Origin of the sequence: Natrialba swarupiae (assembly GCF_008245225.1) — an archaeon.
Lineage (GTDB): Archaea > Halobacteriota > Halobacteria > Halobacteriales > Natrialbaceae > Natrarchaeobius > Natrarchaeobius swarupiae.
Genome location: NZ_VTAW01000015.1, coordinates 77,125 through 98,066 on the forward strand (window position 1 = coordinate 77,125; position 20,942 = coordinate 98,066).

23 protein-coding genes and 2 pseudogenes are annotated in these 20,942 nt (G+C 58.2%); 12 read left to right on the forward strand and 13 right to left on the reverse strand.

Going from position 1 to position 20,942, the window contains the following annotated elements:
- Window positions 1-2 precede the first annotated feature (2 nt).
- The gene (locus tag FYC77_RS12520) at window positions 3-803 is read right to left on the reverse strand and encodes a creatininase family protein (protein ID WP_149081834.1); all 801 of its coding nucleotides are present in this window, start codon (window positions 801-803) and stop codon (window positions 3-5) included.
- 94 nt (window positions 804-897) lie between these two features.
- On the opposite strand from FYC77_RS12520, the gene FYC77_RS12525 reads away from it, so the two are divergent.
- Window positions 898-1,713 carry an SDR family NAD(P)-dependent oxidoreductase gene (locus FYC77_RS12525; RefSeq protein WP_149081835.1) on the forward strand — a complete coding sequence of 272 codons (816 nt, stop codon included), beginning with the start codon at window positions 898-900 and terminating at the stop codon, window positions 1,711-1,713.
- 94 nt (window positions 1,714-1,807) lie between these two features.
- On the opposite strand, the gene FYC77_RS12530 is transcribed toward FYC77_RS12525, so the two are convergent.
- Window positions 1,808-3,025, reverse strand: a complete 1,218-nt coding sequence (locus FYC77_RS12530) for an MFS transporter (RefSeq protein ID WP_162354523.1) — start codon at window positions 3,023-3,025, stop codon at window positions 1,808-1,810.
- Between the two features lie 305 nt (window positions 3,026-3,330).
- Here FYC77_RS12530 and FYC77_RS12535 point away from each other — a divergent pair, with 305 nt between their 5' ends.
- Window positions 3,331-4,590: an RNA-guided endonuclease InsQ/TnpB family protein gene (locus FYC77_RS12535; protein WP_149081837.1), complete on the forward strand. Its 1,260-nt coding sequence runs from the start codon at window positions 3,331-3,333 to the stop codon at window positions 4,588-4,590.
- Between the two features lie 993 nt (window positions 4,591-5,583).
- Complete coding sequence (locus FYC77_RS12540; RefSeq protein WP_149081838.1) at window positions 5,584-6,549, forward strand: transcription initiation factor IIB; 966 nt, start codon at window positions 5,584-5,586, stop codon at window positions 6,547-6,549.
- A gap of 21 nt (window positions 6,550-6,570) precedes the next feature.
- Here the strand turns inward: FYC77_RS12540 and FYC77_RS12545 are convergent, their stop codons facing one another.
- Window positions 6,571-6,975 (reverse strand): TRAM domain-containing protein, encoded by a 405-nt coding sequence (locus FYC77_RS12545; RefSeq protein WP_149081839.1) that lies wholly within the window; start codon window positions 6,973-6,975, stop codon window positions 6,571-6,573.
- Between the two features lie 315 nt (window positions 6,976-7,290).
- On the opposite strand from FYC77_RS12545, the gene FYC77_RS12555 reads away from it, so the two are divergent.
- The 3 genes from FYC77_RS12555 to FYC77_RS12565 all read left to right on the forward strand — a co-directional run bounded on the left by FYC77_RS12555 (window position 7,291) and on the right by FYC77_RS12565 (window position 9,546).
- Window positions 7,291-7,596 carry an AbrB/MazE/SpoVT family DNA-binding domain-containing protein gene (locus FYC77_RS12555; protein ID WP_149081840.1) on the forward strand — a complete coding sequence of 102 codons (306 nt, stop codon included), beginning with the start codon at window positions 7,291-7,293 and terminating at the stop codon, window positions 7,594-7,596.
- Entirely contained in the window at window positions 7,593-8,030 is a 438-nt protein-coding gene (locus FYC77_RS12560; protein WP_149081841.1) for a PIN domain-containing protein, read from the forward strand. Before FYC77_RS12555 ends, FYC77_RS12560 begins: the two co-directional genes overlap by 4 nt.
- 403 nt (window positions 8,031-8,433) lie before the next feature.
- Entirely contained in the window at window positions 8,434-9,546 is a 1,113-nt protein-coding gene (locus tag FYC77_RS12565; RefSeq protein ID WP_149081842.1) for a transposase, read from the forward strand.
- A gap of 283 nt (window positions 9,547-9,829) precedes the next feature.
- Here the strand turns inward: FYC77_RS12565 and FYC77_RS20170 are convergent, their stop codons facing one another.
- Both FYC77_RS20170 and FYC77_RS12570 read right to left on the reverse strand, forming a co-directional pair.
- Window positions 9,830-9,985 (reverse strand): hypothetical protein, encoded by a 156-nt coding sequence (locus FYC77_RS20170; RefSeq protein WP_162354524.1) that lies wholly within the window; start codon window positions 9,983-9,985, stop codon window positions 9,830-9,832.
- A 310-nt stretch (window positions 9,986-10,295) separates the two neighbouring features.
- Complete coding sequence (locus tag FYC77_RS12570) at window positions 10,296-11,210, reverse strand: hypothetical protein (RefSeq protein ID WP_149081843.1); 915 nt, start codon at window positions 11,208-11,210, stop codon at window positions 10,296-10,298.
- A 210-nt stretch (window positions 11,211-11,420) separates the two neighbouring features.
- On the opposite strand from FYC77_RS12570, the gene FYC77_RS12575 reads away from it, so the two are divergent.
- Window positions 11,421-12,059, forward strand: a complete 639-nt coding sequence (locus FYC77_RS12575) for a hypothetical protein (RefSeq protein ID WP_149081844.1) — start codon at window positions 11,421-11,423, stop codon at window positions 12,057-12,059.
- 1 nt (window position 12,060) lies between these two features.
- The gene (locus tag FYC77_RS12580; protein ID WP_149081845.1) at window positions 12,061-12,591 is read left to right on the forward strand and encodes a helix-turn-helix transcriptional regulator; all 531 of its coding nucleotides are present in this window, start codon (window positions 12,061-12,063) and stop codon (window positions 12,589-12,591) included.
- 51 nt (window positions 12,592-12,642) lie between these two features.
- On the opposite strand, the gene FYC77_RS12585 is transcribed toward FYC77_RS12580, so the two are convergent.
- Entirely contained in the window at window positions 12,643-14,055 is a 1,413-nt protein-coding gene (locus FYC77_RS12585; RefSeq protein WP_149081846.1) for an FAD-dependent oxidoreductase, read from the reverse strand.
- Window positions 14,056-14,347: 292 nt separating this feature from the next.
- On the opposite strand from FYC77_RS12585, the gene FYC77_RS12590 reads away from it, so the two are divergent.
- Complete coding sequence (locus tag FYC77_RS12590; protein ID WP_149081847.1) at window positions 14,348-14,683, forward strand: winged helix-turn-helix domain-containing protein; 336 nt, start codon at window positions 14,348-14,350, stop codon at window positions 14,681-14,683.
- Window positions 14,684-14,692: 9 nt separating this feature from the next.
- Complete coding sequence (locus tag FYC77_RS12595) at window positions 14,693-15,133, forward strand: type II toxin-antitoxin system VapC family toxin (protein WP_149081848.1); 441 nt, start codon at window positions 14,693-14,695, stop codon at window positions 15,131-15,133.
- A gap of 112 nt (window positions 15,134-15,245) precedes the next feature.
- On the opposite strand, the pseudogene FYC77_RS21045 reads toward FYC77_RS12595, so the two are convergent.
- Both FYC77_RS21045 and FYC77_RS12605 read right to left on the reverse strand, forming a co-directional pair.
- Window positions 15,246-15,389, reverse strand: a pseudogene (locus FYC77_RS21045) (class I SAM-dependent methyltransferase); the annotation flags it as partial.
- Window positions 15,390-15,397: 8 nt separating this feature from the next.
- On the reverse strand, window positions 15,398-15,814 hold the full coding sequence (locus tag FYC77_RS12605; RefSeq protein ID WP_149081849.1) for a DUF4440 domain-containing protein: 417 nt from the start codon (window positions 15,812-15,814) through the stop codon (window positions 15,398-15,400).
- On the opposite strand from FYC77_RS12605, the gene FYC77_RS20175 reads away from it, so the two are divergent.
- Window positions 15,808-15,945 (forward strand): hypothetical protein, encoded by a 138-nt coding sequence (locus FYC77_RS20175; protein ID WP_162354525.1) that lies wholly within the window; start codon window positions 15,808-15,810, stop codon window positions 15,943-15,945. The two genes, FYC77_RS12605 and FYC77_RS20175, sit on opposite strands and share 7 nt — an antisense overlap.
- A 191-nt stretch (window positions 15,946-16,136) precedes the next feature.
- Here FYC77_RS20175 and FYC77_RS12610 read toward each other — a convergent pair whose 3' ends face one another.
- From FYC77_RS12610 to FYC77_RS20910, 5 genes and pseudogenes are all read right to left on the reverse strand, one after another.
- Window positions 16,137-16,613, reverse strand: a complete 477-nt coding sequence (locus FYC77_RS12610) for a DUF6789 family protein (RefSeq protein ID WP_149081850.1) — start codon at window positions 16,611-16,613, stop codon at window positions 16,137-16,139.
- Window positions 16,614-16,997: 384 nt separating this feature from the next.
- Entirely contained in the window at window positions 16,998-17,606 is a 609-nt protein-coding gene (locus FYC77_RS12615) for a hypothetical protein (protein ID WP_149081851.1), read from the reverse strand.
- Window positions 17,603-18,703: a DUF3179 domain-containing protein gene (locus FYC77_RS12620; RefSeq protein ID WP_149081852.1), complete on the reverse strand. Its 1,101-nt coding sequence runs from the start codon at window positions 18,701-18,703 to the stop codon at window positions 17,603-17,605. Before FYC77_RS12620 ends, FYC77_RS12615 begins: the two co-directional genes overlap by 4 nt.
- 777 nt (window positions 18,704-19,480) lie before the next feature.
- A complete protein-coding gene (locus FYC77_RS20725; RefSeq protein WP_238386937.1) occupies window positions 19,481-19,816 on the reverse strand; it encodes a hypothetical protein in 336 nt (111 codons plus the stop codon).
- 123 nt (window positions 19,817-19,939) lie between these two features.
- Window positions 19,940-20,023 (reverse strand): annotated as a pseudogene (locus tag FYC77_RS20910) (HNH endonuclease); the annotation flags it as partial.
- Window positions 20,024-20,543: 520 nt separating this feature from the next.
- Between FYC77_RS20910 and FYC77_RS12630 the strand changes: the two are divergent.
- On the forward strand, window positions 20,544-20,942 hold a 399-nt coding region (locus FYC77_RS12630; protein ID WP_162354526.1), incomplete at its 3' end, for a helix-turn-helix domain-containing protein.

The window sequence follows — 20,942 nt, forward strand, 5'->3', positions numbered from 1 at the left end:
GATTACCGATTCTGGACGTGGATCGCTTCGAAGAGGTCGGCGATCTCGTCCGTGAGATACTCGAAGAGCACCTCGCCTTTTTCTGCGGAGGCGCGTTCGGGGGCACCGATCGCACCCGATTCGGAGTACTCCTCGAACGGCCGGTAGACCCCGAGTGGCCCCGGCTGGACGAGGTCCTCGTCTCCGAGATCGTACGGTTCGTCGAACGGTTCGGCGTCCATGGCGTCTCGATCGACGAGCGAGGGATCCAGGTGGAACACGAGCGACGTCTCGAACTCACCGCCGTGGGCCATGCCGCCGAGATCGCTGTCTCGAATCTCCTCGACGAGATCGGTCGCGAGGTCGAAGTAGGTGAACCCGAGCACCTGACTGTCCGGATTCGCGTAGCCCACTTCGCTGACGACTGCGCCGACGAGCGCCCGGTTTCCGCCGTGGCCGTTGACGAGGACGACCGCGTCGAATCCGTTCGCCAGACCGGCCTCGACGATGCTCTGCGTGTGGGCGAGAAGCTGATCGAACGCGGCCGTGAGCGTCCCGCCGAGCGATCGGTGATGGGGCGAGTAGCCACACCAGATCGGCGGCGTCACGAGTATCGGAACGTCGTCGACGGCGTCGGCGCTCGCCGAGGAGACGGCCGTCGCGAGGATCGTGTCCGTCCCGACGGGGAGGTGATAGCCGTGTTGTTCGACGCTCCCGACGGGAACGACCAACACGGACCCATCCTGGGAGCCGATCGCACGAATGTCGTTCGCTGGCCTCATCGCCCACGACACGGACCGATAGCTCTCTTCGAACCCGAACATACGTCGACCTCACCGACAACCCCCATAAGACATTCGACGTGTCGGTCCGACAGGGAAACCTACTTGATGGAGCTACGGCAACTGATATCAGTATATGGACGACCGGGTACTCGAGGGCCAGACAGCTATCGTTACGGGTGCGGCCAAGGGGATCGGACGGGAGATCGCGACGACGCTCGCGGCGGAAGGTGCTGACGTCGTCGCCGCGGATATCGACGCGGAGAACGCATCGGAGACCGTCTCTCTGATCGAAGATGGCGGCGAATCGGCGCTGTTCGTCGAGACCGACGTCACGGAGACGGCGTCCGTCCGGTCGATGGTTGACGAGACGATAGAGGCGTTCGGATCGATCGACGTACTCGTAAACAACGCCGGCGGATCGCTCGACGACGACGTCGCCCACGCGGTAGATCCCGAAAGCTGGAAGCAGATCGTCGATCTGAACCTGACCGGACCGTACATCTGTACGCACGAGGTGTTGCCGGCGATGGTCGAGTCGGGTGGCGGCTCGATCGTCTTCGTCTCGTCGGCGAACGCACTCACCGGCATCGGTCTCCCGGCGTATTCGGCCGCGAAAAACGGATTACACGCCTTTTCGCGCCTCGTCGCGACCCAGTACGGACGGTACGGCATCCGATCGAACGCCGTCTGTCCGGGGACGATCGTCACCGACTCCCGACGCGAGCAACGCGCCGCCGACTGGGACGACGAGTTCCGCGAGCAACTCCTCGATCAGTACCCGATGGGGGAGTTCGGGACGCCGGAAGACGTCGCGAACGCCGTTCTCTACCTCTCAAGCGACCTTGCACGCTTCGTGAGCGGAACCGAACTCGCGGTCGACGGCGGACTGACCTGTGGACTCGATCAGACCTTCCAGCGGACGCTCTACGACGTCGATCGCCTCGAGTGAGCGCTAGAGCCCCCAGTTGCCCTGCGTTCTCGACGTGGCGCGCAGGGCGTAGCGTTCTCGGTACGTCTACGCTGAGTGTGGCGTCTTGGCAGGTCTACGCCGGGCGTAACCGTTGGTACCGCTCGAGGGTGAGCCACGAGGCGACGAGCAGACAGCCGACGAGCACGAGGAGAAATCCGCCGTAGGCCGCTGTGTACCCCGAGTGGCCGCCCACGATTCCGACGTAGGCGGGGCCGAGGCTTCCGAACGCCATGTATACCGTTCCGACGACGCCGTAGTCCCCTCCCTTGTGCTCCTCGGGAAACGCCGTGATGAGATACGACGACATCGGGGGCCAGAATCCGGTCAGTCCAACGGCGAGAAGCAGTATTCCGACAGCGACGCCGACGGTCGACGAAGAAAATAGGAGCACCGCGAGACCGACGAGACCGCTTCCGATCGCGGTGACAACGGTGGGGAGTGACCCGATGCGGTCGCCACAGTAGCCCGAAAGCGGCGTGGCGAGAACGCCGACGGCGAACACCGCGGCGTAGGCCACGTTACTCGCGCCGCGAGAGAGCCCCCGATCGGCCTCGAGGACGATCGGAAGGAAGCTGATCGTGCCGTTCCAGACGAACATGAACAGGCCCGCGACGAGAATCGCCGATCGAAGCCCCGGGGTCAGTGCAATTCGGCGCAGCGTCGGCCAAATCTCGAGCGTTGGTTTCTGGATCGTGTGCGGTTCGCTGCTCCAGCCGCTGTACAGTACGGTAACGACCGCGAGGCCGATCAGAATCGGCGCGAACGCGTACCGCCAGGTTGCGATCGCGATCGAAACGGCGGCGAACCCGGATGCGAACACGCCGGCCAGGCTCACGGCCGCATCGTTCAACCCGAACGCGCGCCCCCGTTTGCGCTCGAAGACGTCCGAAAGCTGGGCGAACCCTGCGGGGACGTAGATTCCGAGTCCGATTCCGACGAACGACACGCCGAGCAGAAACGTCAGGTATCTTGTGGCAGTGGCGAGAAGGCCGTAGCCGACGATCAGCGAAAGGAGACCGAGGACGATCGCGGTCGTTCTCGAGAGGTCGTCGGAGATCCGACCCCCTGGATACCGGAATGCCGCCGTACAGGAGGCGAGTACGCTTAGTGCGAATCCCGCCCTTGCCTCGGAAATCGAGAGCGTCGTGATGATCTCGGGGAGCAACGGTGGGAGGACGAGAAAGCCGAGTTGTCCACAAAGCGTTCCGAGAGTAACGACGAACAGGATTCGGCCGGAGTGGCCGCTCGTAAACGTCTCGTCCGCTCGTTGCTTTGCTGGCGCTTTGCTCACTACCATTTGATTATCGACCACAAACGTTAATCTTCAGATGGCCCACCGTAGCAACCAGTCCGAAACGGGTCAACGGCTCGACGATACACGCCTGATAGAGATACGAGCGCATACCCCCGCCTTCCCGTGAGTGACGAGTGTTCCGACGCTCTGTCAGAACCGAGGAGCGAACAGGCGGGGGTCGAGCGGACACCATAGTGTGGCAAGCACCGTTCTATTGCAGTGCCGGATTTCCCACGGGTTCACTTCCACTCCGGATGGCTGAGCTATATATCGAGCACAACCGAAATGCTCATACGGCGACGATGGGCGAACTCACGAAAACCCTCGAACTGAAGCTTGTAGCCCCCAACGCTCACAAGCGACAGAAACTTCGCGAGACACGCGACGCGTACCAGCGGGCGCTTCAGGCCGCCTTCGACGCTGGCTGTGACACACAGTCAGCGGCCAACGACGTGGTTGTCGAGTACGACCTGAGCGGCTACGCGAAAAACGCCCTCAAGAAGTACGTCCCACAACTCTGTGGGAACAGCTACGACGCCAACGAGCTTCACGACGACCATCCGGTTCGGTTCACCAACGAGGGACTGCAACTTGACCATCAGCCACAGAACGCTATCGAGTGGTACGTCAAAGTCCCGCACCACGAAGATTACCACCTCTGGATTCCGGCATGCGCCAATCCCGAACAGCGGGATTGGCTCGAAGCGGTGTACGCAGACGCCGCCGAGATGGGTGAGAGTCGGCTGTTCGAGCGGGACGGAACGTGGTATCTCCATATCACCGCCACCCGCGACGTAGAGGACCAATCTGCGGCGTCCGACAACGAACAGACGCCGATTGGTGTAGACATCGGAGAAGCGAGTCTCGTCACGGTGTGTCACCGCGACGAGAGCGGTTCTCCTGTTCGCCCCCGACTGTGGACCGACGACGGTAAGACCGTTCGTCGGCTCCGCAAAACCTACTTCACCGCCAAGAGACGCCTTCAGAAGCGCGGCAGTGAGCGGATCGTAGAGTCCTACGGTGACGCACTGTGGGACCAGATTGACGATGTGTTCCACCGTGTAACCCGCGAGGTCGTGGAGTACGCCGAGTCTGTCGAGAATCCAGTGTTGGTACTGGAAGACCTGACGTACATCCGCGAGAACATGGACTACGGCGAGTACATGAATCGGCGGTTGCACGGGTGGGGATTTGCCAAGCTCCACGCACAGATTCGCTACAAAGCCGCCGAGAAGGGGATTCCCGTCGAGACGGTGAATCCCCGGAACACGTCGAAGGCGTGCCACGCTTGCGATGAACACGGCTACCGGCCACGACAGGCGACGTTCAGATGCTCGAACGGCGGCTGTTGGGTCACAGAATATCAGGCCGACGTGAACGGGGCGATAAACATTGCAGACCGCTACCGTAGTGGAGAGAGTCACCGCCGAAGCGACCGAGTTTCCCGGCAGAAGGCCGGTGACGATGACTCGGCTACGGATGGGGCCTCTTTGACCGGGCCACAAGACAGCCACACCGATGCTGAAACCCAGCAGAAGACGTGTGGAACGTATGCGTCTTGAAACCAACAGGCCACAACGCTGGGCCTGAAATCACATGGTGGGATTCCCGCGTCTTCAGGCGCGGGAGGAGGTCAAGAGAAGGCCGATGCGGTATCACCCCGTCGTGAACAGTTGGTTTCCGTGTATATCTCCGATATGCCCAAATGCTTGTCATCGAACATATAATAATGACTTCAGCATCGCTACTGAGAATTATTTGAATATTTATGTGTCTGTTCGTGGTGTGTTATAGTAATGTTGTAATTATACAAGATTCACTGTCATCTGTCGCCTACTCATCGATGAGTTGTGGAGCGGTTGACCCACACCTTTAGTGTATGAAATCACTTTCCTAGCAGTGCTGTCCGAATAGTCGAGTTGACGCTCGATCGTAATCAAAAGGAGGCAATCAGATACTCGGGGAAATCGGGAAACTCAGCTTCCAAGAAAGTGCCACTCCATGCAAATATCACGACGTCGAAAAACAATTGTGAGTTGAGGATAATTGTAGTATATACACAAGATTAAAACCTGTTAAAACTAGCAACTTTTTTATTATTCCCGACACCACAATAGCTTCGCCATTGACGAGTTCGTCACATCATTACTCAGCTTTTCACGTAGTGTGAATGACGTATCTATCGCTCAAACAGCTACGAGAGGGTGTCTGCTAACTGATTTTCCCGATGCACGGAATGTTGAATTGATCACTACCCGAGGGAACTGCTCGCATTTTCGCATCGATAGGTGCACCGTCAACGTGGTCGGGTGCGAGACCAGCATCGGCATACCTGTTCAGCAGCGACTCTTCTACCGATCTGTCGACTCAAATTATAGGATACCCAACGTGCAAACCCGAGATTGGTGCCTGATCGCCCACTACCCACCGCTCCACGCACCTCCAGGTTCCAGGCTGTTCACGGCCGACGAGCGTTTTGCTGCCGGCCTTTCGCACAATTCCCGTCTCACGGTCGTACCCAGCGCTTAACTCGATAGGGCAATTTACTCTAGTCAATGGAACGCCTTCCCCGCCAGAAAGAGCGCGATACTGAAACAGAGCACGAAACCACTGGACAAGAGGGCGTTCGAAGCTGTCCTGAATGTGAGTCAACGTCGCTCACGAGAAGTGCAGATGGGAGTGAAATTAGCTGTGAGGACTGTGGACTGATTTTAGAAGAGGAGACGATCGACCGAGGGCCGGAATGGCGGGCGTTCAACGCGGCTGAACGTGACTCTAAATCACGCGTTGGTGCACCGACGACGCAGACGATGCACGATAAGGGACTGACGACGACGATCGACTGGAAAAACCAGGACGCCTATGGACGGTCTCTCTCCTCCGAGAAACGCAGTCAGATGAATCGACTGCGGAAATGGCAAGAGCGGATCCGAACAAAGGACGCTGGCGAGCGAAACCTCCAGTTTGCGCTCTCTGAGACCGATCGGATGGCCTCTGCTCTGGGCGTTCCCCGCTCTGTCCGGGAGGTTGCAAGCGTCCTCTATCGACGTGCACTCGAGGAGGATCTCATCCGGGGACGCTCGATCGAAGGTGTGGCCACGAGCACGTTGTACGCAGCCTGTCGGATGGAAGGAATCCCACGATCCTTAGATGAGATTGCGGCCGTCTCACGGGTTGACCGAATGGAGATCGGTCGCACGTATCGATACATCTCGAAGGAACTGGGTCTCGAGATGCAACCCGTCGATCCAAAAAAATACGTCCCCCGCTTTTGCTCTGAACTCGAACTTCCCGACGAAGTACAATCGAAGGCCAACGAAATCATCGATACGACTGCCGAGAAAGGGATGTTATCGGGGAAATCGCCAACAGGGTATGCCGCAGCTGCCATCTATGCTGGTGCGCTTCTTTGTAATAAGAAAAAGACCCAGCGTGAAGTCGCTGACGTCGCGCAGGTAACTGAAGTCACGATTCGAAATCGGTATCAAGAGCAAATCGCCGCGATGGGTATTCACGACTAACTTAGGCGATTGAGGTCTGGTTCACAGGTAGTAGTCCTCTCGTTCGACAACTTCACCGAAGCCGACGGTTTCTTTCACATCAGTGATTTCGATGGTCACCCGTTCTCCTTTCTCTGTCTCGGGGACGATGATCACATACCCTCGTTCGACGCGAGCAATACCATCTCCTTGCTCCCCGATACCTTCGATATCCACAGTGCGGTTTTCGCCTTCCTCAACAGGTGGCTCTGGACCCTCCACCGCTCGTCTCTGAGTACTGTCCTCTGTCGGTGTGGGTTCTGTTCCAAGTAGTGCGACGCGGTACTTTTCGCCCTCTTGGAGGTTTCCAGTTTCAATCTCGCGGTCGGGAATTTCGAGAATGTACGAATCGCGCTCTTCGATCACACGAGCACTGAACAGACATCGCAGGTTGTCGGGAATCTCCATCAGTATCGCTCCTTCTCAAAGAGCTATTTGGATAACCTCTTGAGACCATCGATAACAGACGTTCTCGATTGGGTCACGTCTCTGTTCCAAATGGTGATCACCGACGCGCTCGAGCCAGCGTTGACTTTGGCCGGACACAGGGTCCATTCTTCGATCATCTATTTCAAGATGTCCACGATCAGATGGATCTTTCTTCTCTCGATGAGGGAGATGGCTCCCCAGCAGCGTCAGATTCCCCGAGTGAGGACGTTGATGAGCCGGGAGAGTTTTTTCACCGACAGTTAGTAGTACTCTGAGTTCATAGTACAACATAACATGTCGGGTAGTACTCGAGACCCAGAGGTCGTACGTGTCTCGCAGAAGGGACAGACAACGATCCCGAAGACGCTCCGAGAGAAGTTCGGGATCGACACCCCTGGAGAGGTGTTCATTTACGAGGACGACGACCGAATCATCGTCGAACCAATCCCGTCACTCGAAGAGCTAGGCGGGATTCACGCCGACACCGACCACAAGCGTGGCGACGTGCTCGACCGGGTTCGCGAACTGAAACATGAGGAACGCCGGCGTGAAGAGGTCCGTGCTGACCGACTCCGACCGGCTGACTCGGAGGATGAATGAGCGACCGATACGTCTTTGACACTGAAGCGATCATCGCGTATCTCTACGACGAGCCTGGTCGAAGCGTCGTCGAAGCGTATCTTCGAGACGTTCGTGATGGGGTTGTCGAAGGGCTGCTGGCAGAAACTAACGCTGGTGAAGTACTCTATCTCGTTGCACGCTTCGAAGGAATTGACGACAAACCAACGACAGACTCGCTTCGCACTGCTGATCGAGATCTCCGTGCGCTCGAGCGGTGGGGAATTAGCATCGAACGAGCTGACTGGCGGCTTGCCGCCGAGGTGAAGGCGGACGGTCACATTTCGTTTGCGGACGCACATGGCGTTACACTCGCCCACGAGAGCGATGCGACACTCATCACCGGTGCTGATGACGACTTCGAGACGCTTCCGGTCGATGTCGACGTCGTCCGATTTCGCGAGAACAGCGTCTAACCCACTATGTACACCCACTTGGGTGAGGTAGCACCTGTCGTTGCCGACAGGGGGATACGTCATCTCGTCGTTCTCACATCGTAATATTGGTTCTTTGTATGACATAATCGACGAAGCCACTTCGAGCCTGTTCCCAATCAAAATAATCATAGGAAACTATATTCAATAATTGAATCAACCAACAAACACTCACTTCTTGGGATCAAGGATTTGTGTGGCGGGTTCGTGTCACATCTGCCATACCGGGTGTTCCACGACAAATCCCCGCCCCTTGCTAGCATCAGCCCTTGTGCAGGGTACATCCTGCCTGGGGTTTCGCCGAACTATCTTTAAGCAGCGAGAGAATCCCGCCGTTTACAGTAGACGTCGAACCTAATTCACGACACTGCTGGTGAGGTTGTCTATGGTCAAGACAACCGAAGCAAAACAGGTCTGTCGTGCCGCATCAACTCTTGTCTACCCAGAACTCGACTTTGACATCAAGTCGTGTGGAAAGTACACGAGAGAGGACTTTCTCGAAGTCCTCTCTCGGATCGCTTTTGATCAAGAGTTCGCCAATACAGGCGGGAAAACGTACCAGTTAGATCACAAGGAACCAGTTGACATCACGTCAACGGCTCGCAATTCGCTTGCAAAGTCACTTCTCTACCATCTTCGGAATCTGGAAGCGGACGCCATCGACGAGCAGTTCGATGGCGTCCGCGACGATCTCTTCGAGATTCTTCGGAAACGTCGGCTGTTACCGAACTGTGTCGATGTCGCGATCGATCTTCACGAATGGCGGTTCTACGGTGCAGCCGACACAGATCACGTTCTCACCACCTACCCGGATCAAGGAACGACTCGAACGTACTGTTTTGCGACTCTCTGTATTGTGGCACCTGGAACACGATTTACGCTTGCTGTACTTCCGCTCGAAGAGAACGGCTTTCGCGCCAAGCGCGAAGCCGTTCGAACGCTGCTGGAGACCGCCCAGCAGTACATCTCGCTCAGACACGTCTATCTTGACCGTGGCTTCTATCAGGTTCACGTTGTCGCGGAACTGGAACAACTCGACGTCGATTACATCATTCGTGCGCGTCCGAGTAAAGGGATGAAAGACCGTCTCAGCGCCGACGCTGAGACGGTCGTCGATGACTATCTCATGCAACGCAAACGGAAACCGACCGCATCAGTTCCTGTAACAGTCTTTGCTGTCCCACACCGGTCGAAAGAGGACGAACACGTGTGGTTTGTCACAAACCGAGAGATAGAGCCAGAAGCAGCACGAGCGTACGCGGCAGCATTCCGCCGCCGATGGGGGATTGAAACCTCATACCGGCAGATCGGTGACTTTCTTCCGAGAACGACGTCGCCGACGTTCTCGGTGCGACTGTTCTACTTTCTGTTTGCGGTTGCACTGTACAATCTCTGGGTTTTAGCGAATGTTATCGTCACAGATGGTACAATTCCAGGGAAGCCACCGATCTCAACGAAGATCTTCCAGGAATTTGTTCTTCCAACCGACTACGGATAGAACTCCACTCCAGACGACCGAGCTAATCGGTTAGGAAGCACCCAATGAGTGATAACGCTACGGAGCGCCGACGAGCGGCGCTCCTTCGCTCTCTCAACCGCACCTCCACTCACTGGATCAATTACTCCGTCACCGAAAGTGACGAAGCAATCTGTTTCAGTTTGTTCTACATTTTGGTTCGGCAACGACTGTTTACGCCGGGCGAGGATGTCATCGAAACGCCGTCTCCCAGTGTACCCGAGGGACATAGCTCGTTAAAACAGCGCCGCCGACAACTCTGACGTCATTGATCTCGGCCGCTCGCCTGCTCGTGATCGTCAGCGACGATAATATCGTCTGACTCCTCGTCTGTATCGTCGTCTCCGCTCTCGAGGTTCTGAATAGCTTTTTCGATGTCTTCTTGCGTGGCTTCGTCCATCCCAACCCCCTGAAACGCCATTTCACACTTGACGACGGTAAAACGCGACCACTGTATTCTCACTCTGAAAACGGCTCTCTCCCGCGGTTCGTAACGAACGCGACGTAGGGGATCTCGGCCGCGCTTGACGCAACTAACCGTCCTCAAACGGCTGGTGTTCGGCGTGGCGCCCGACAGTCTTGGGAGGACTGATACGGTTTACTGTAGATCATTTCCGGTGAGACCGCGACCCGGACGGCGGTCTCACCGGTAAATCGCTACAGTAATCCGTATGAATGGAGGGCGATTCCATAAGAGGAGCTTTTAGCGTGAATTGCGTCAACGGGAGCGTTCAGTCCGTATTTTCTTCGTCGTCTGTGATTTCGATGTAGAACTCGCCGTTGCCGCCGAAGTCGTCGTCCCTCTCGATGACGTCAAAGTCCACTGACTCAACCTCTTCAGCCGTCATTTGCGTCTCGTCGCCTTCGTCACTGTGCTCACCGTCGTCATCTCCGTTTTTGATTTCGATTGCGAACGCTTCCTCGTCGGAGTCGGCTGCGTTGTCATCGTCTATCTCGAATTCCATCTCGACGTGATGGCTGCGAACGGTCTCCTCTTCAAGAGCCACGGTGGCGAAGATTGTGGTGCCGTTCTCGCCGGCGGTCAGTTCAGCCCCGACTTCGTCGCCGTCGCGGTCGGTGACTGCTACCTCGACGGATTCGGGTTCGTCAAGTTGCGTCTGGACGTTGTAGGCGATGTCATCGTCGTCGAGTAGCGTCTCCGTGAGCTGCTCGGCTTCCTCGTCGGTCAGCAGGCCGTCGTCCTCGACGGTCGTGGTCACGTCACCAAGCGGCGCGACCGTATCGTCGATGACAAGCGCGCGTTCACCGAGGTCGATAGACAGCGACGCACGCGGGAGGCGGTCGTCGTCGGACGGCGCGAGGCGGACATCGTATTCGTCTTCGATGGCGACGAACTTGCCGTCGTCGAGTGCCTGTGCTTGATAGACGTCTGCCTGGAGGGCGTCGACGCCGTCGAAGTGTTCCTGGAGGGCTTCGATATCACGGACGAGTTCGAGGAGATCGTCGGTCTCCTCGTCGTCGAGCGCGTCGTCGTGGTCGACGACCTCGATGTCGGCGTTCGAAAGCGATGCGTCAGCGGGAACGGACGTGTTCGCGCTCCCGGCGGCTGCGAGCCCCACCGTTGCGAGGGTCACGAGCGCCGTAAGGGCGAGCACGTAGACGGTGTATCGATAGTCTCGGTGCATGGTAGAGTAGTTCAGGGCAGCAGTCCACCCGTCGCCTCGCGTCGACGACTGGGCAAACCGCCGCATCCGGACCTTGGCAGAAACACCTCTTTAATTCCCGTTGGAAAGTGGTGTGAAACGCGTTCGAAACGCGTTTTGCTGACGTTTCAGGCGTTTCATCCCGCCTCGAACCGGTGTTTTCATATCGGCGCTGGAGACCATATCAACACGATGGTGCCGGCTTCCCTCCCCCGGCTCGCGCTCGTGGCTTCGCTTGTCGTCCTTGGCGTCAGCCTCGCCGGGTTTGCCACTGTCGCCGGTCTCGCGGATGATCTCTCGACAGCGACGGCTGGTGAAGTCACCGTCGAGGACGGGGCTGTTGCGTTCGTTGACGCCGACGGCCACCGGACGCCAATAGCCGATGTCGGCGATGCAGAACAGCTTGCCGTCGCCGATAAGGGCGGTCTACTGGCGGTTACGACCCAACCGAACGAGACTGAAGCGTTGACTGAATCCCAACGCGAGACCGCCGCCCGGGTCGCCGTCTCGAATCCGGCCCTCGCGGAGATGCTTCGAACAGCCGACGGAGTGACCGTCGACGTCGTGCCGTTGCGGACCGACGACCCCGTCGACAGCCAGCTTCGCCGTCCGAATCCCTCAGCCGACAGCGCTGCCAGTACGACCCCTGAGTTCCGTCCGGCTGCGGTCGCTGACAGCTCAATCACGCTGGAGCGGGTCGGGCCGCAGTTCCACGAGCACCGTGCGCTCGTCATCGTCGAACCCGTTGATGCCGATGCCGAATATCGTGTCGTCGTCGACCTTGATGCGGAGGTCGTCGACCGAATCTTCCAGCTCGAAGTCCTCAGCTAACATGTTCCTAAACGCCCTCCGAGACGGCAGACTGATCGCTGCCGTTGTGCTTGTCGCTTCCACGTTCGCCCTCGGGGTACAGCTGTTGAATCCGCCCGAACTCGTCGTCGCAGCCGGCGGCGATGACACCGCCGTCGAGACGGTCGGCTACTACTTCGCCTATCGGGACGTCGCCGTCGTCGCCGTCTCCGCGGCTGTGCTCAGTGCGTCGGCGACGTTTCTCGCGCTCGATGCCCGCCGTTCTGACGGCGCGACACACAGCGGTCCCGAAGCTGGCGACGACGGGGCCGACGCCGTCGACAAAGAGCGTCGACGGGAGAGTTGGGAGGAGACAGCAGCGGGGCTGGCTGACACCGAGCGGGTCGTGTATGAGACGGCACTGGAGGCTGGGGGCGAGATTCCCCAGCGCGATATCGTCGAGCGAACCGACCTCTCGAAGGCGACGGTGAGCCGAACGCTTAGCAGCCTCGAGTCCCGCGGGCTGCTCGACCGCGAGCGGCGCGGGATGGGCAACGTCGTCGTGCTCCAGTAGTACGACTTCTGTCTGGACGACGGCGGCGTTCAAATATGAGTACGTATCGCGTTAGCGCAATTTTCCGGAGAGTACCTTCGCGGCGACGAGAACGGGATCCCACGTGGTGTTGAACGGCGGCGCGTACGCGAGATCGTAGTTCTCGAGGTCGGAGACGGTCGCTGCTTCCGTGAGCGCGCCGACGATCGCGTGGCTGCGGTGGACGGCCCCCTCACCATACTCGCTGACGAGGCTCGCCCCGAGGACGCGTCCCGTCTCACGATCTGCGATCAGCGTGATCGTAACCGTCCCGCCTTCCGGATAGTAGCCGGCGCGGGATTTCGCCGTGACAGTTTCGCTCACCGGATCGAAGCCGGCCGCTCGAGCCTCCTCGTGGTCGAGCATCCCGGTCCGTGCTGCCTCGATGTCGAACGCTTTGACGGCCGCCGTGCCAGCTATCTTCCCCCCTTCGGTCGGTCGTCCGGTGACGGTCTGGCCGATCGCCCGACCGTGACGGTTGGCGGTCAGCGCGAGCGGGACGTACGCCGGTTCGCCCGTGACGACGTGGGTCGATTCGGCGCAGTCGCCCGCCGCATACACGTCGGGAACGCTCGTCTCCCGATACGAATCCGTCTCGATTGCACCGGTCTCACCGAGTTCGATGCCAGCGTCCTCGGCGAGCGCCGTTCGTGGTCGAACGCCGGTTCCGAGCAGGACCATCTCGACGTCGATCTGCTCGTCGTCGGTGACGACGGCTTCGACGCGTTCGTCACCCGAAAGCGTCTGCACGTCGGCTCCGAGGTGTACCACGACGTCCTGCTCTCGAAGATGGTCCGCAACTGCGTCACTCGTCGCATCGCTGAACCCCTTCAAGACACGATCGCCGCGCTGGAAGAGATTGACTTCGAATCCGTTCGCGGCCAGTGCTTCGGCCATCTCGACACCGATGTAGCCGCCGCCGACGATGCCGACGGGACCGGCGCAGTCCTCGAGGTATCGGCACGCGGGGCCCCTGTCGGGCTGCTGGAGCGTGCCCCCGTCTCGTGCTCTCGCGACGTACTCGCGGAGTTCCTTCCCGTCGCTCATCGATCCGAGTGTGTGGACTCCCTCCAGCGCTGTTCCGTCGATCGGCGGCACCACCGATTCCGATCCCGTCGCAATCAGCAACTGGTCGTACGACTGGACCGTCTTGCTACCATCGTGTTCAGCCGTGACCGTGTTCTCGTCGGGATCGATCGCGACGATCTCGTGGCCCGTCCGCAGATCGATGTCCCGTTCCTCGCGGAACTCTTCCGGCGTCACCGAGACGAGGTCCTCGAGCGACTGAATTTCGCCTTTGATGTAGTACGGAAGCCCGCAGGCGCCGTAGGATACCCACTGTCCCTTCTCGAAGACGACCACCTCGAGATCGGAGTCCTCGCGTTTCGCTTTACTCGCAGCGGACATGCCGGCGGCGTCTCCACCGACGACGACGAACGTAGTCACAGGTCAAAATCGTCGTCTGCCGTAATAAATCCGAGTCGGCTGTGTGTCATCGATAGTAGCCACTGCAGGTCTTGCACACCCGATCGCCAGACGGATCGGCGATTGGTGTGGACATCGTTTCAGTTGTTACTATAGGATTGCCCGTCGAAACCCCGCGACCGCCCTGGTGCCAACTCATACTGGTGGACAAACCGAGTCACAGCCGGACACAAAGAGTTGTTCTTCGACTCAAAATTACTTTCGGGTTGCTCCAGAGCAAACCGTCAAGGCGGTCGAGAGAATACCTTTTGCTATGAGCGAGAATGACCGGGACAACCGTGGACACTTCCAGACTGAACATAGTGACCGGGAGTATCTTGCAGCTGTTGCTAACCGGGAGCCAGCTGGGACGTCGGAGATTGCAGAGGAGGTTGGTGTAACACGGCAGAATGCCGACCAGCGACTACGCAGGCTCGAGGATCAAGGGAAAGTTAGTTGCAAGAAAGTCGGGACGTCGCTCGTCTGGAGCCTCGAGGAGGAAACACACGTTGTCCAGCATGTTGATCCGGATGATTCCTTCTGGGAAGCAGAAACCTACCCTGGTGAAGAGATGAGTGCTGAGGATATCGACGACGTCCTCTACAGCTAGAGGTTTCGAATGGCACCTGCACCCGAGCCGTTATTTATCGATACTGCCGCATTCTTCGCCCGGTTTAACGAACGGGCTACGGAGCATGAACGAGCGACTGCCGTTTTCGATGGGATTCGGTCGGGAACCCTCCGGTTTGACCCCTTGTTTACGAGTCAGTACGTGCTTTCGGAACTTGCGACACTCATACTCCGGAAAGTTAGTCACCGAGCAGCGGTGAATGCACTTGAAACCATTCGAACTGCCCGTTCTTTCAACGTTCTACCGGTAGGTGGGAGTGCGTTTGACAGGAGTTGTGAACAATTTGCTAAGTACGATGATCAGCAGATCTCATTTGTCGACCACTCGAGTGCAGTACTCGCTGTTGATCGCGGTATAGATCACGTTTTCACGTTTGGCCGTAGTGATTTCCGAACGCTCGGTTTCACCGTTGTCCCGGACGATATCTGACGATCCTGGTCCAGTTTTTAACCAACACAGACTCCGCTGGCGCGGTGTCCTTGTCCTCTTCGACTTTCAGTCGCAACTCTCCCTGTCAACAATCTCCGTCGCAAGAGCGTCGACTAAAATACCTGTTGCCGCTTCCGATTTCAACGAGGGTATCCCCTGTCGAGAGACCACGCTGGCGGAGTGTCTCACCGGGAGTTGGCCACAGTTTCCACCACCAGTCCCAGTCCGGTTACCTCGTGTTCTGAAAGCGTTCCATATGACGTCTCATTTGGAGCTGTCGTCGAGCCAGGTATCGTGAAGGTCGAGCCAGACAACGCCGCCTGGAGCCGACGGATCGTCTCGGAAGAGCGCCGTACTGATTCGGCCGGTCGTTCCGTCAGTCGTCTCCTGGAACTCCTCGTATCGCACCACCGCGAAGTCGTCCATCTGTTCGACGACCTCGACGTTTCGAATATCGATCGAAAACGTCCCTTCGTCGTCTCGGCCGTAATCCTCGTGGATTCCGGACACGACGGCTGCCCGGTCGCGGCGATTACCGTCAGGAGTCACCAGTTCGAAATCGGGTGCGAGTGTTCTTTCGAGTCTGGTGAACGCATCACGGTCCAGCGCTCCGCTGTACCAGTCGACGAAAAACTCGTGTAGCGCCTCGATTTCGGCGCGATAGGTCGAATGGGATGGCACAGCAGTATTTTGGCTGGCAGTGGTATAGACGTGTTCTTCGACTACTGTACATCGCCGACGGCGTTATCGGCGACGTCGGAATGGAGGTTAGGGGTGCACCGGGCGACGAGGTCGTCGAAGAGCTCGACTAGTACGGATACTGGGTCCGCAGCGGAGCTGATACGGAACGGACGGCGTCGGGTCCTCGAGATATCGCCCCTGTCGATGCGACCTACGAAGCGGCTGAGTCCGTGGGGCCGTCGAAATTCCGAAGATCGAGTGACCTCGGGACGTCGACCGACGGCCGTCACTGGACTGAATTACAACGCAATCGATCACCAGGTCATCGCGCGAGCAACGCGTACAGCAGTCCCAGAATGACGCCGTAGACGGCGTGTCCCATCAGGCTCTGACCGTTCCAGTCGGGTACGGGCGGGGCCATCTCCGTCATCGCACCGACCCACGCCGGCATGACGAACGACGCCAGGACGACCCAGAGCACGACTCCGTAGGCTAGCCCCGCAACGGCGATGGTGAGGTTGCTACCGAGTCGGTCCCCAACTCTCGTCGTCTGTAACACGAGAGCGAAGACGACGCCGAGAACGACCGAGTGGAACATGTGGATCGCCCACCCGACGGCGAGCGACGGACCGAGGCCGTACATCCCCGGGATCGCCATCTCCACGATCATCTCCATCTGCATCGTCATCATCACGCCGAATATGAGACCGCCGGCTAAGCCACCGGTGAGGCCGGCTTGCCACGGTTCCAGTCCCGTCTGTGTTCGCGTGTCCGTCGGTGTGGCTGTTTCAGATGCCATACGATATCATGGGGCACTGTTGGAGGTAACGGTATCTCGGTTTGGTATACGGCTTGCACAACCACCTGGGACGTATGACTAACGACTGAAACGATTCACACACCGCTCGCAGCCATCGCCCGGAGACCGCTCAACCAGATCGGTCTCCAGGTGGACTATCACGATTGGGTGTGCAATGACGTAGAGGCTGCCAATATTCGAACAGCTTCGAGAGCCAATCCGTTACTCGGTTCAGTCGGAGTCCCCGAATTGTCGAATCTCTTTCGTCTGGCTGTATCCGTGAAATCGAAGGGACGGCCGCGAGTCAGACGGACTCCACTCGAGCTATCGAAGGGATTGTCGAACGCCGAACCCCTGGCCCGGTTCCAGTCACGAGTACTGATCTCACGTCGTTACTCCCGTTGTGTCGATCGTTCCGGCGACGTACGCGACGCTTAGAAGCAACAGAAGGATACCTGCCGGTAACAGCCACGCGAACATCGTCAAGAGGAGTCCACTCGCCTGTATCCCCAGAGCGATCAGAACGACGGGTCCACAACAGACCGTTCCGGACAGCAGTGCCGGAAATGACGCGAGTAGACCGGATCCGGCACTGATTCCACAGGCTGACGGCTGCACGACCGCGAGATAGGTCAGGCCGAGATTGATACCGACGAGGGTGGCGAGGAGAAGTCCGATAGCCACGTTCATCGGCGAGACGAGGATTCGAACGAATCCAGTGTCGACCATGGCAACGGCCTCGAACGATGCGGGGCCAGTTCGGTCGAATAGTCGACCTAGCGGATCGTCGACCACGATCAGACCGGCCGCCACGTCGGGTCGAACTGCGAGGTCGCCGACGGCCCAGAGGAACGCGACGAGGTAGCCGATCGTCACGATGGTCGCGGTCGCCAGCGAGTCGTACCGACGGACGACGAGCAACATCGCGGCTCTCGTTTCTTCGATCCGTAATCGGGGATTCAGCCGCCCCGCCAGTCGGTCGATCGTGCTCATTCGTGGACCACCGTCGACGGATAGTAGCCGTACCAGGCGAACCACATCGCGTCGAAACCGATTTCGCACTCGAGAGGGAGTGCGTCCGGATCGTACGGGTCACCGTCGACGACAACACTCCCACCGTCCGCCTCGACCGATCTTTCTTCCGGGTTTCGATACACGTAACCCGTATCGAGCACCTCGTCGTAGACGGTCACGTACGGCGTTTCACTCATCGTCCCTTCGACGACCGCCTGCTCGCGCAAGCTGTCCTTGGGGACGGCCATCGCGCCATCGGCGTTCCGGGCTCCGATGACGACCGCTTTCATCCGGAAGCGGTCGTCGGTCGCCAGCGGGCTGAACAGTGTATTCTCGTTTTCGTAGTACCCACTCCGAGGATTGTATTCCCCGTAGGGATCGTCGCCGTAGTTTCGAATGTGACCGGTGTCTTCGGTGAGGACGACCGTCTCCGGATACTGTTCGCGCCAGCGATCCCAGCTCGTCCAGTTCACCTGAAACTCCTCTACGTACTCGCCTTCGTGTGGGCCGCGGATACCCAACGCGAGTATCTGGGGCCACCACGTCTCCGTTTCGCGGTCGAACATGACGAGATTGCTGTTGATCAACCGGCCGGAGACGCCGAGTTCGTTCTCGCCGCGGTAGAACCCCTGTGCCGTCCCGGTCAACGGGCAGTACGTCACCGCGACCGACTCGCCACCGACTACGTCGTTGACGATTTCGTGCCACACGAGATTGTACTGTGGATAGGCCTTCGTATCGCCGTTCAGCACGACGCCAAAGATCGGATCGCCACCGTCTAGGTTTTCCGGTGGATCGTCGGCCGAAGCGAACTGCGGATCGTCGACCGAGGGAATCCCGTCTTGACCTGGTCCACCGGGCAGGATCGCATCGTTCAGTTCTTCGACCGTGTACTCCTGGGGAAGCGATCGGTCAGCCGTCGGTAGACCGTTGGTTACAGCCGGTTTATCGTCCGACTCGCGATCGAGAATGTCGGGACTACCGAGACAGCCTGCAAGGGCAGCCAGGCCGACAGCTGCCGCCGATCCGAGGAAACCCCGTCTAGAACTGCCGTCTGTCGTGGGACTCTCTCGCATACCTCTCGAAACGGTCCCAACTTAAATAACCGGGCGGCGGCTGTGTCCCTGTCACGCACAGCCAGTATCTATCCGGACGACGAGCGCTGATCGTGGTACTTGACATCGGGAAACTGTCTATGACATTGCTCGCCGCTGATCGGTGGGACGGTTCTGGCCGTCGGCGTGTCGGTACTTTTTGACAGAGTGTGTTACCTCTCGTTACCTGATACTATTCGGGTGCTGGCTCCTGAACGCTGTGTGTGAAATGGCATGAAACGGACACGCCGGAGACGATTTTGGAACGATGGTGAAACGACCGCTTTGCGGACAGTAACCGACCGCAGTGAGTGGACCGTACCTGACGACAGTTGCCGATCCGATCGATGCGATCCCAAAACCGAACTCCCGGCAGTGGGCACTTTGGGCGATACTACTTGCCCTCGAGTCCGGATGTATTCTTGCGAACGCCCTCTTCAGGGTCGCACAACTCGTGTTGTTTCATCTGTCTCCGTTTGGCTGGTTCATTCTCGGTGTCTGGGTCGGCTGGAAGACGGGCCCATCTCGGCGGTACGAACGCACGAAGTCGTTACCGATGTGATCGCTGGCCCGTATTTCCCCGTACTCGAACGCCACGTTCGTCGCAAGGGTATTGCCACTCAACTGGCAACCGTTTCATACGTACCAGTAGCGTACACACATGTATAATTACGATTACTTATCTAAGCAGGTTGACGAGTTGTATTGGCACTGTTCACTATCACCTATCAGTTCAAAACCATTATATAGACAGTGCAGTTAGCTAGATACCCTCTCTATTATCAAAGATCCGATAACGATTACGAGTGGACCGATAAACCCAAAGAGCACAAATGGCAACACCAGGACGACCTCGAGTAGGGAGTGGGCAGCAAGTATCGAATCGAGGCTCTCACCCTCACTCGTTGTATCTCCCATATAGTGACCGAACAGAACGAGTGCAGCGACGAGCCCGTATCCTTTAATGACGATTCTGGCCCACTTCAACCCGACAATACCGCCAGCGACGCCCGCAGCGACCAGCGCTCCGACTGTTACGATCGTGTGGATTCCGCCGACGATATTGACCACTGTCCCGACAGCGTAGAGATACACGAAGACGAATAGTAGCGGTGCACCGATATGATAGAAGAGGGGAAAGAAAATCCACTCAACAATCTCAGTTCCAGCCGAGGATCCTGGCTGGGACGACCTGGTGATGTCGTGATCGTGTTGGGTATTGTGGCACCGTCGGCACAACGTCACTAAGTTCGTGAGGTCGTGAGATCCTCCTCGAGAGATTGGCACACGGTGATGTGCATGGAGTTCGAGGCTCCCGTGTGGTCCTCCTTGTCAACCACATAATTGACAGGTGTAGTTATCACGTTGATAGACGCGCTGTCGTCGGTCGTCCCAATCCGGTGGGTAGTTGGCTGCGGTCATTTCTTCCTCTGGTGAACTGATCTATATCGAATCCGTTCTCGGGTACTGTCATGACTCATATCTCAACTGTTCGTTTCACCACCCAAATCGGTAGCGGCCCGTGGGTCAACAGCCCCACATACTTCACTCAGTCTGACGACGTCGCTCGTTGAGGGTGGGGTTTCTCCACGAACTCAGCCGTTGGGTTCGTTTGCGGACGGGAAGGCGGTGGGTCAGGAACTCGAGGACCGCGTCGATGGTACGTGAGGCGTGGTTCTTGGTGTCTCCTCGCTGATCTCTTTCCGCTACAAGGAGAGAATCCCGTCGTTTACGACGTCCTCAGAACGCGAGAGTGGTCGGCGCTATGTTTGTATCTCCAGGGCGCCTATAGGCTCTGATGAAGAGAGTTCGTCGGACTGAGATGGTGGAGCATTTGTCGGAACAACAGCTTGATGAAGCGATCAATGAAGCCCAGAAGGCGGACGAGACTCGTCTCGTCCGGCGACTCTGTTTCATCAAGAACGTCTCTTTCGGCGACACCGACAAAATGGCTGCACGACGTGTCGGTGCGTCCCAACCAACCGGCGGACGCTGGCTCAAAGCCTGGAACGAAGGTGGGATCGATGGACTTCGGCCGAGCTTCGCGGGCGGCCGTCCCGCGAAGCTCTCCCCTGAACAGTTTGACGAATTCTTTGAACTCCTCGAAGACGGTCAGCCGTGGACACCACAGGAGATCGAGGATCTTCTCTGGGATCGCTACGGCGTTACGTACGATCGTGCCCACCTTGCACGAATTCTCCGGAGTGATGGAATGCAGTAT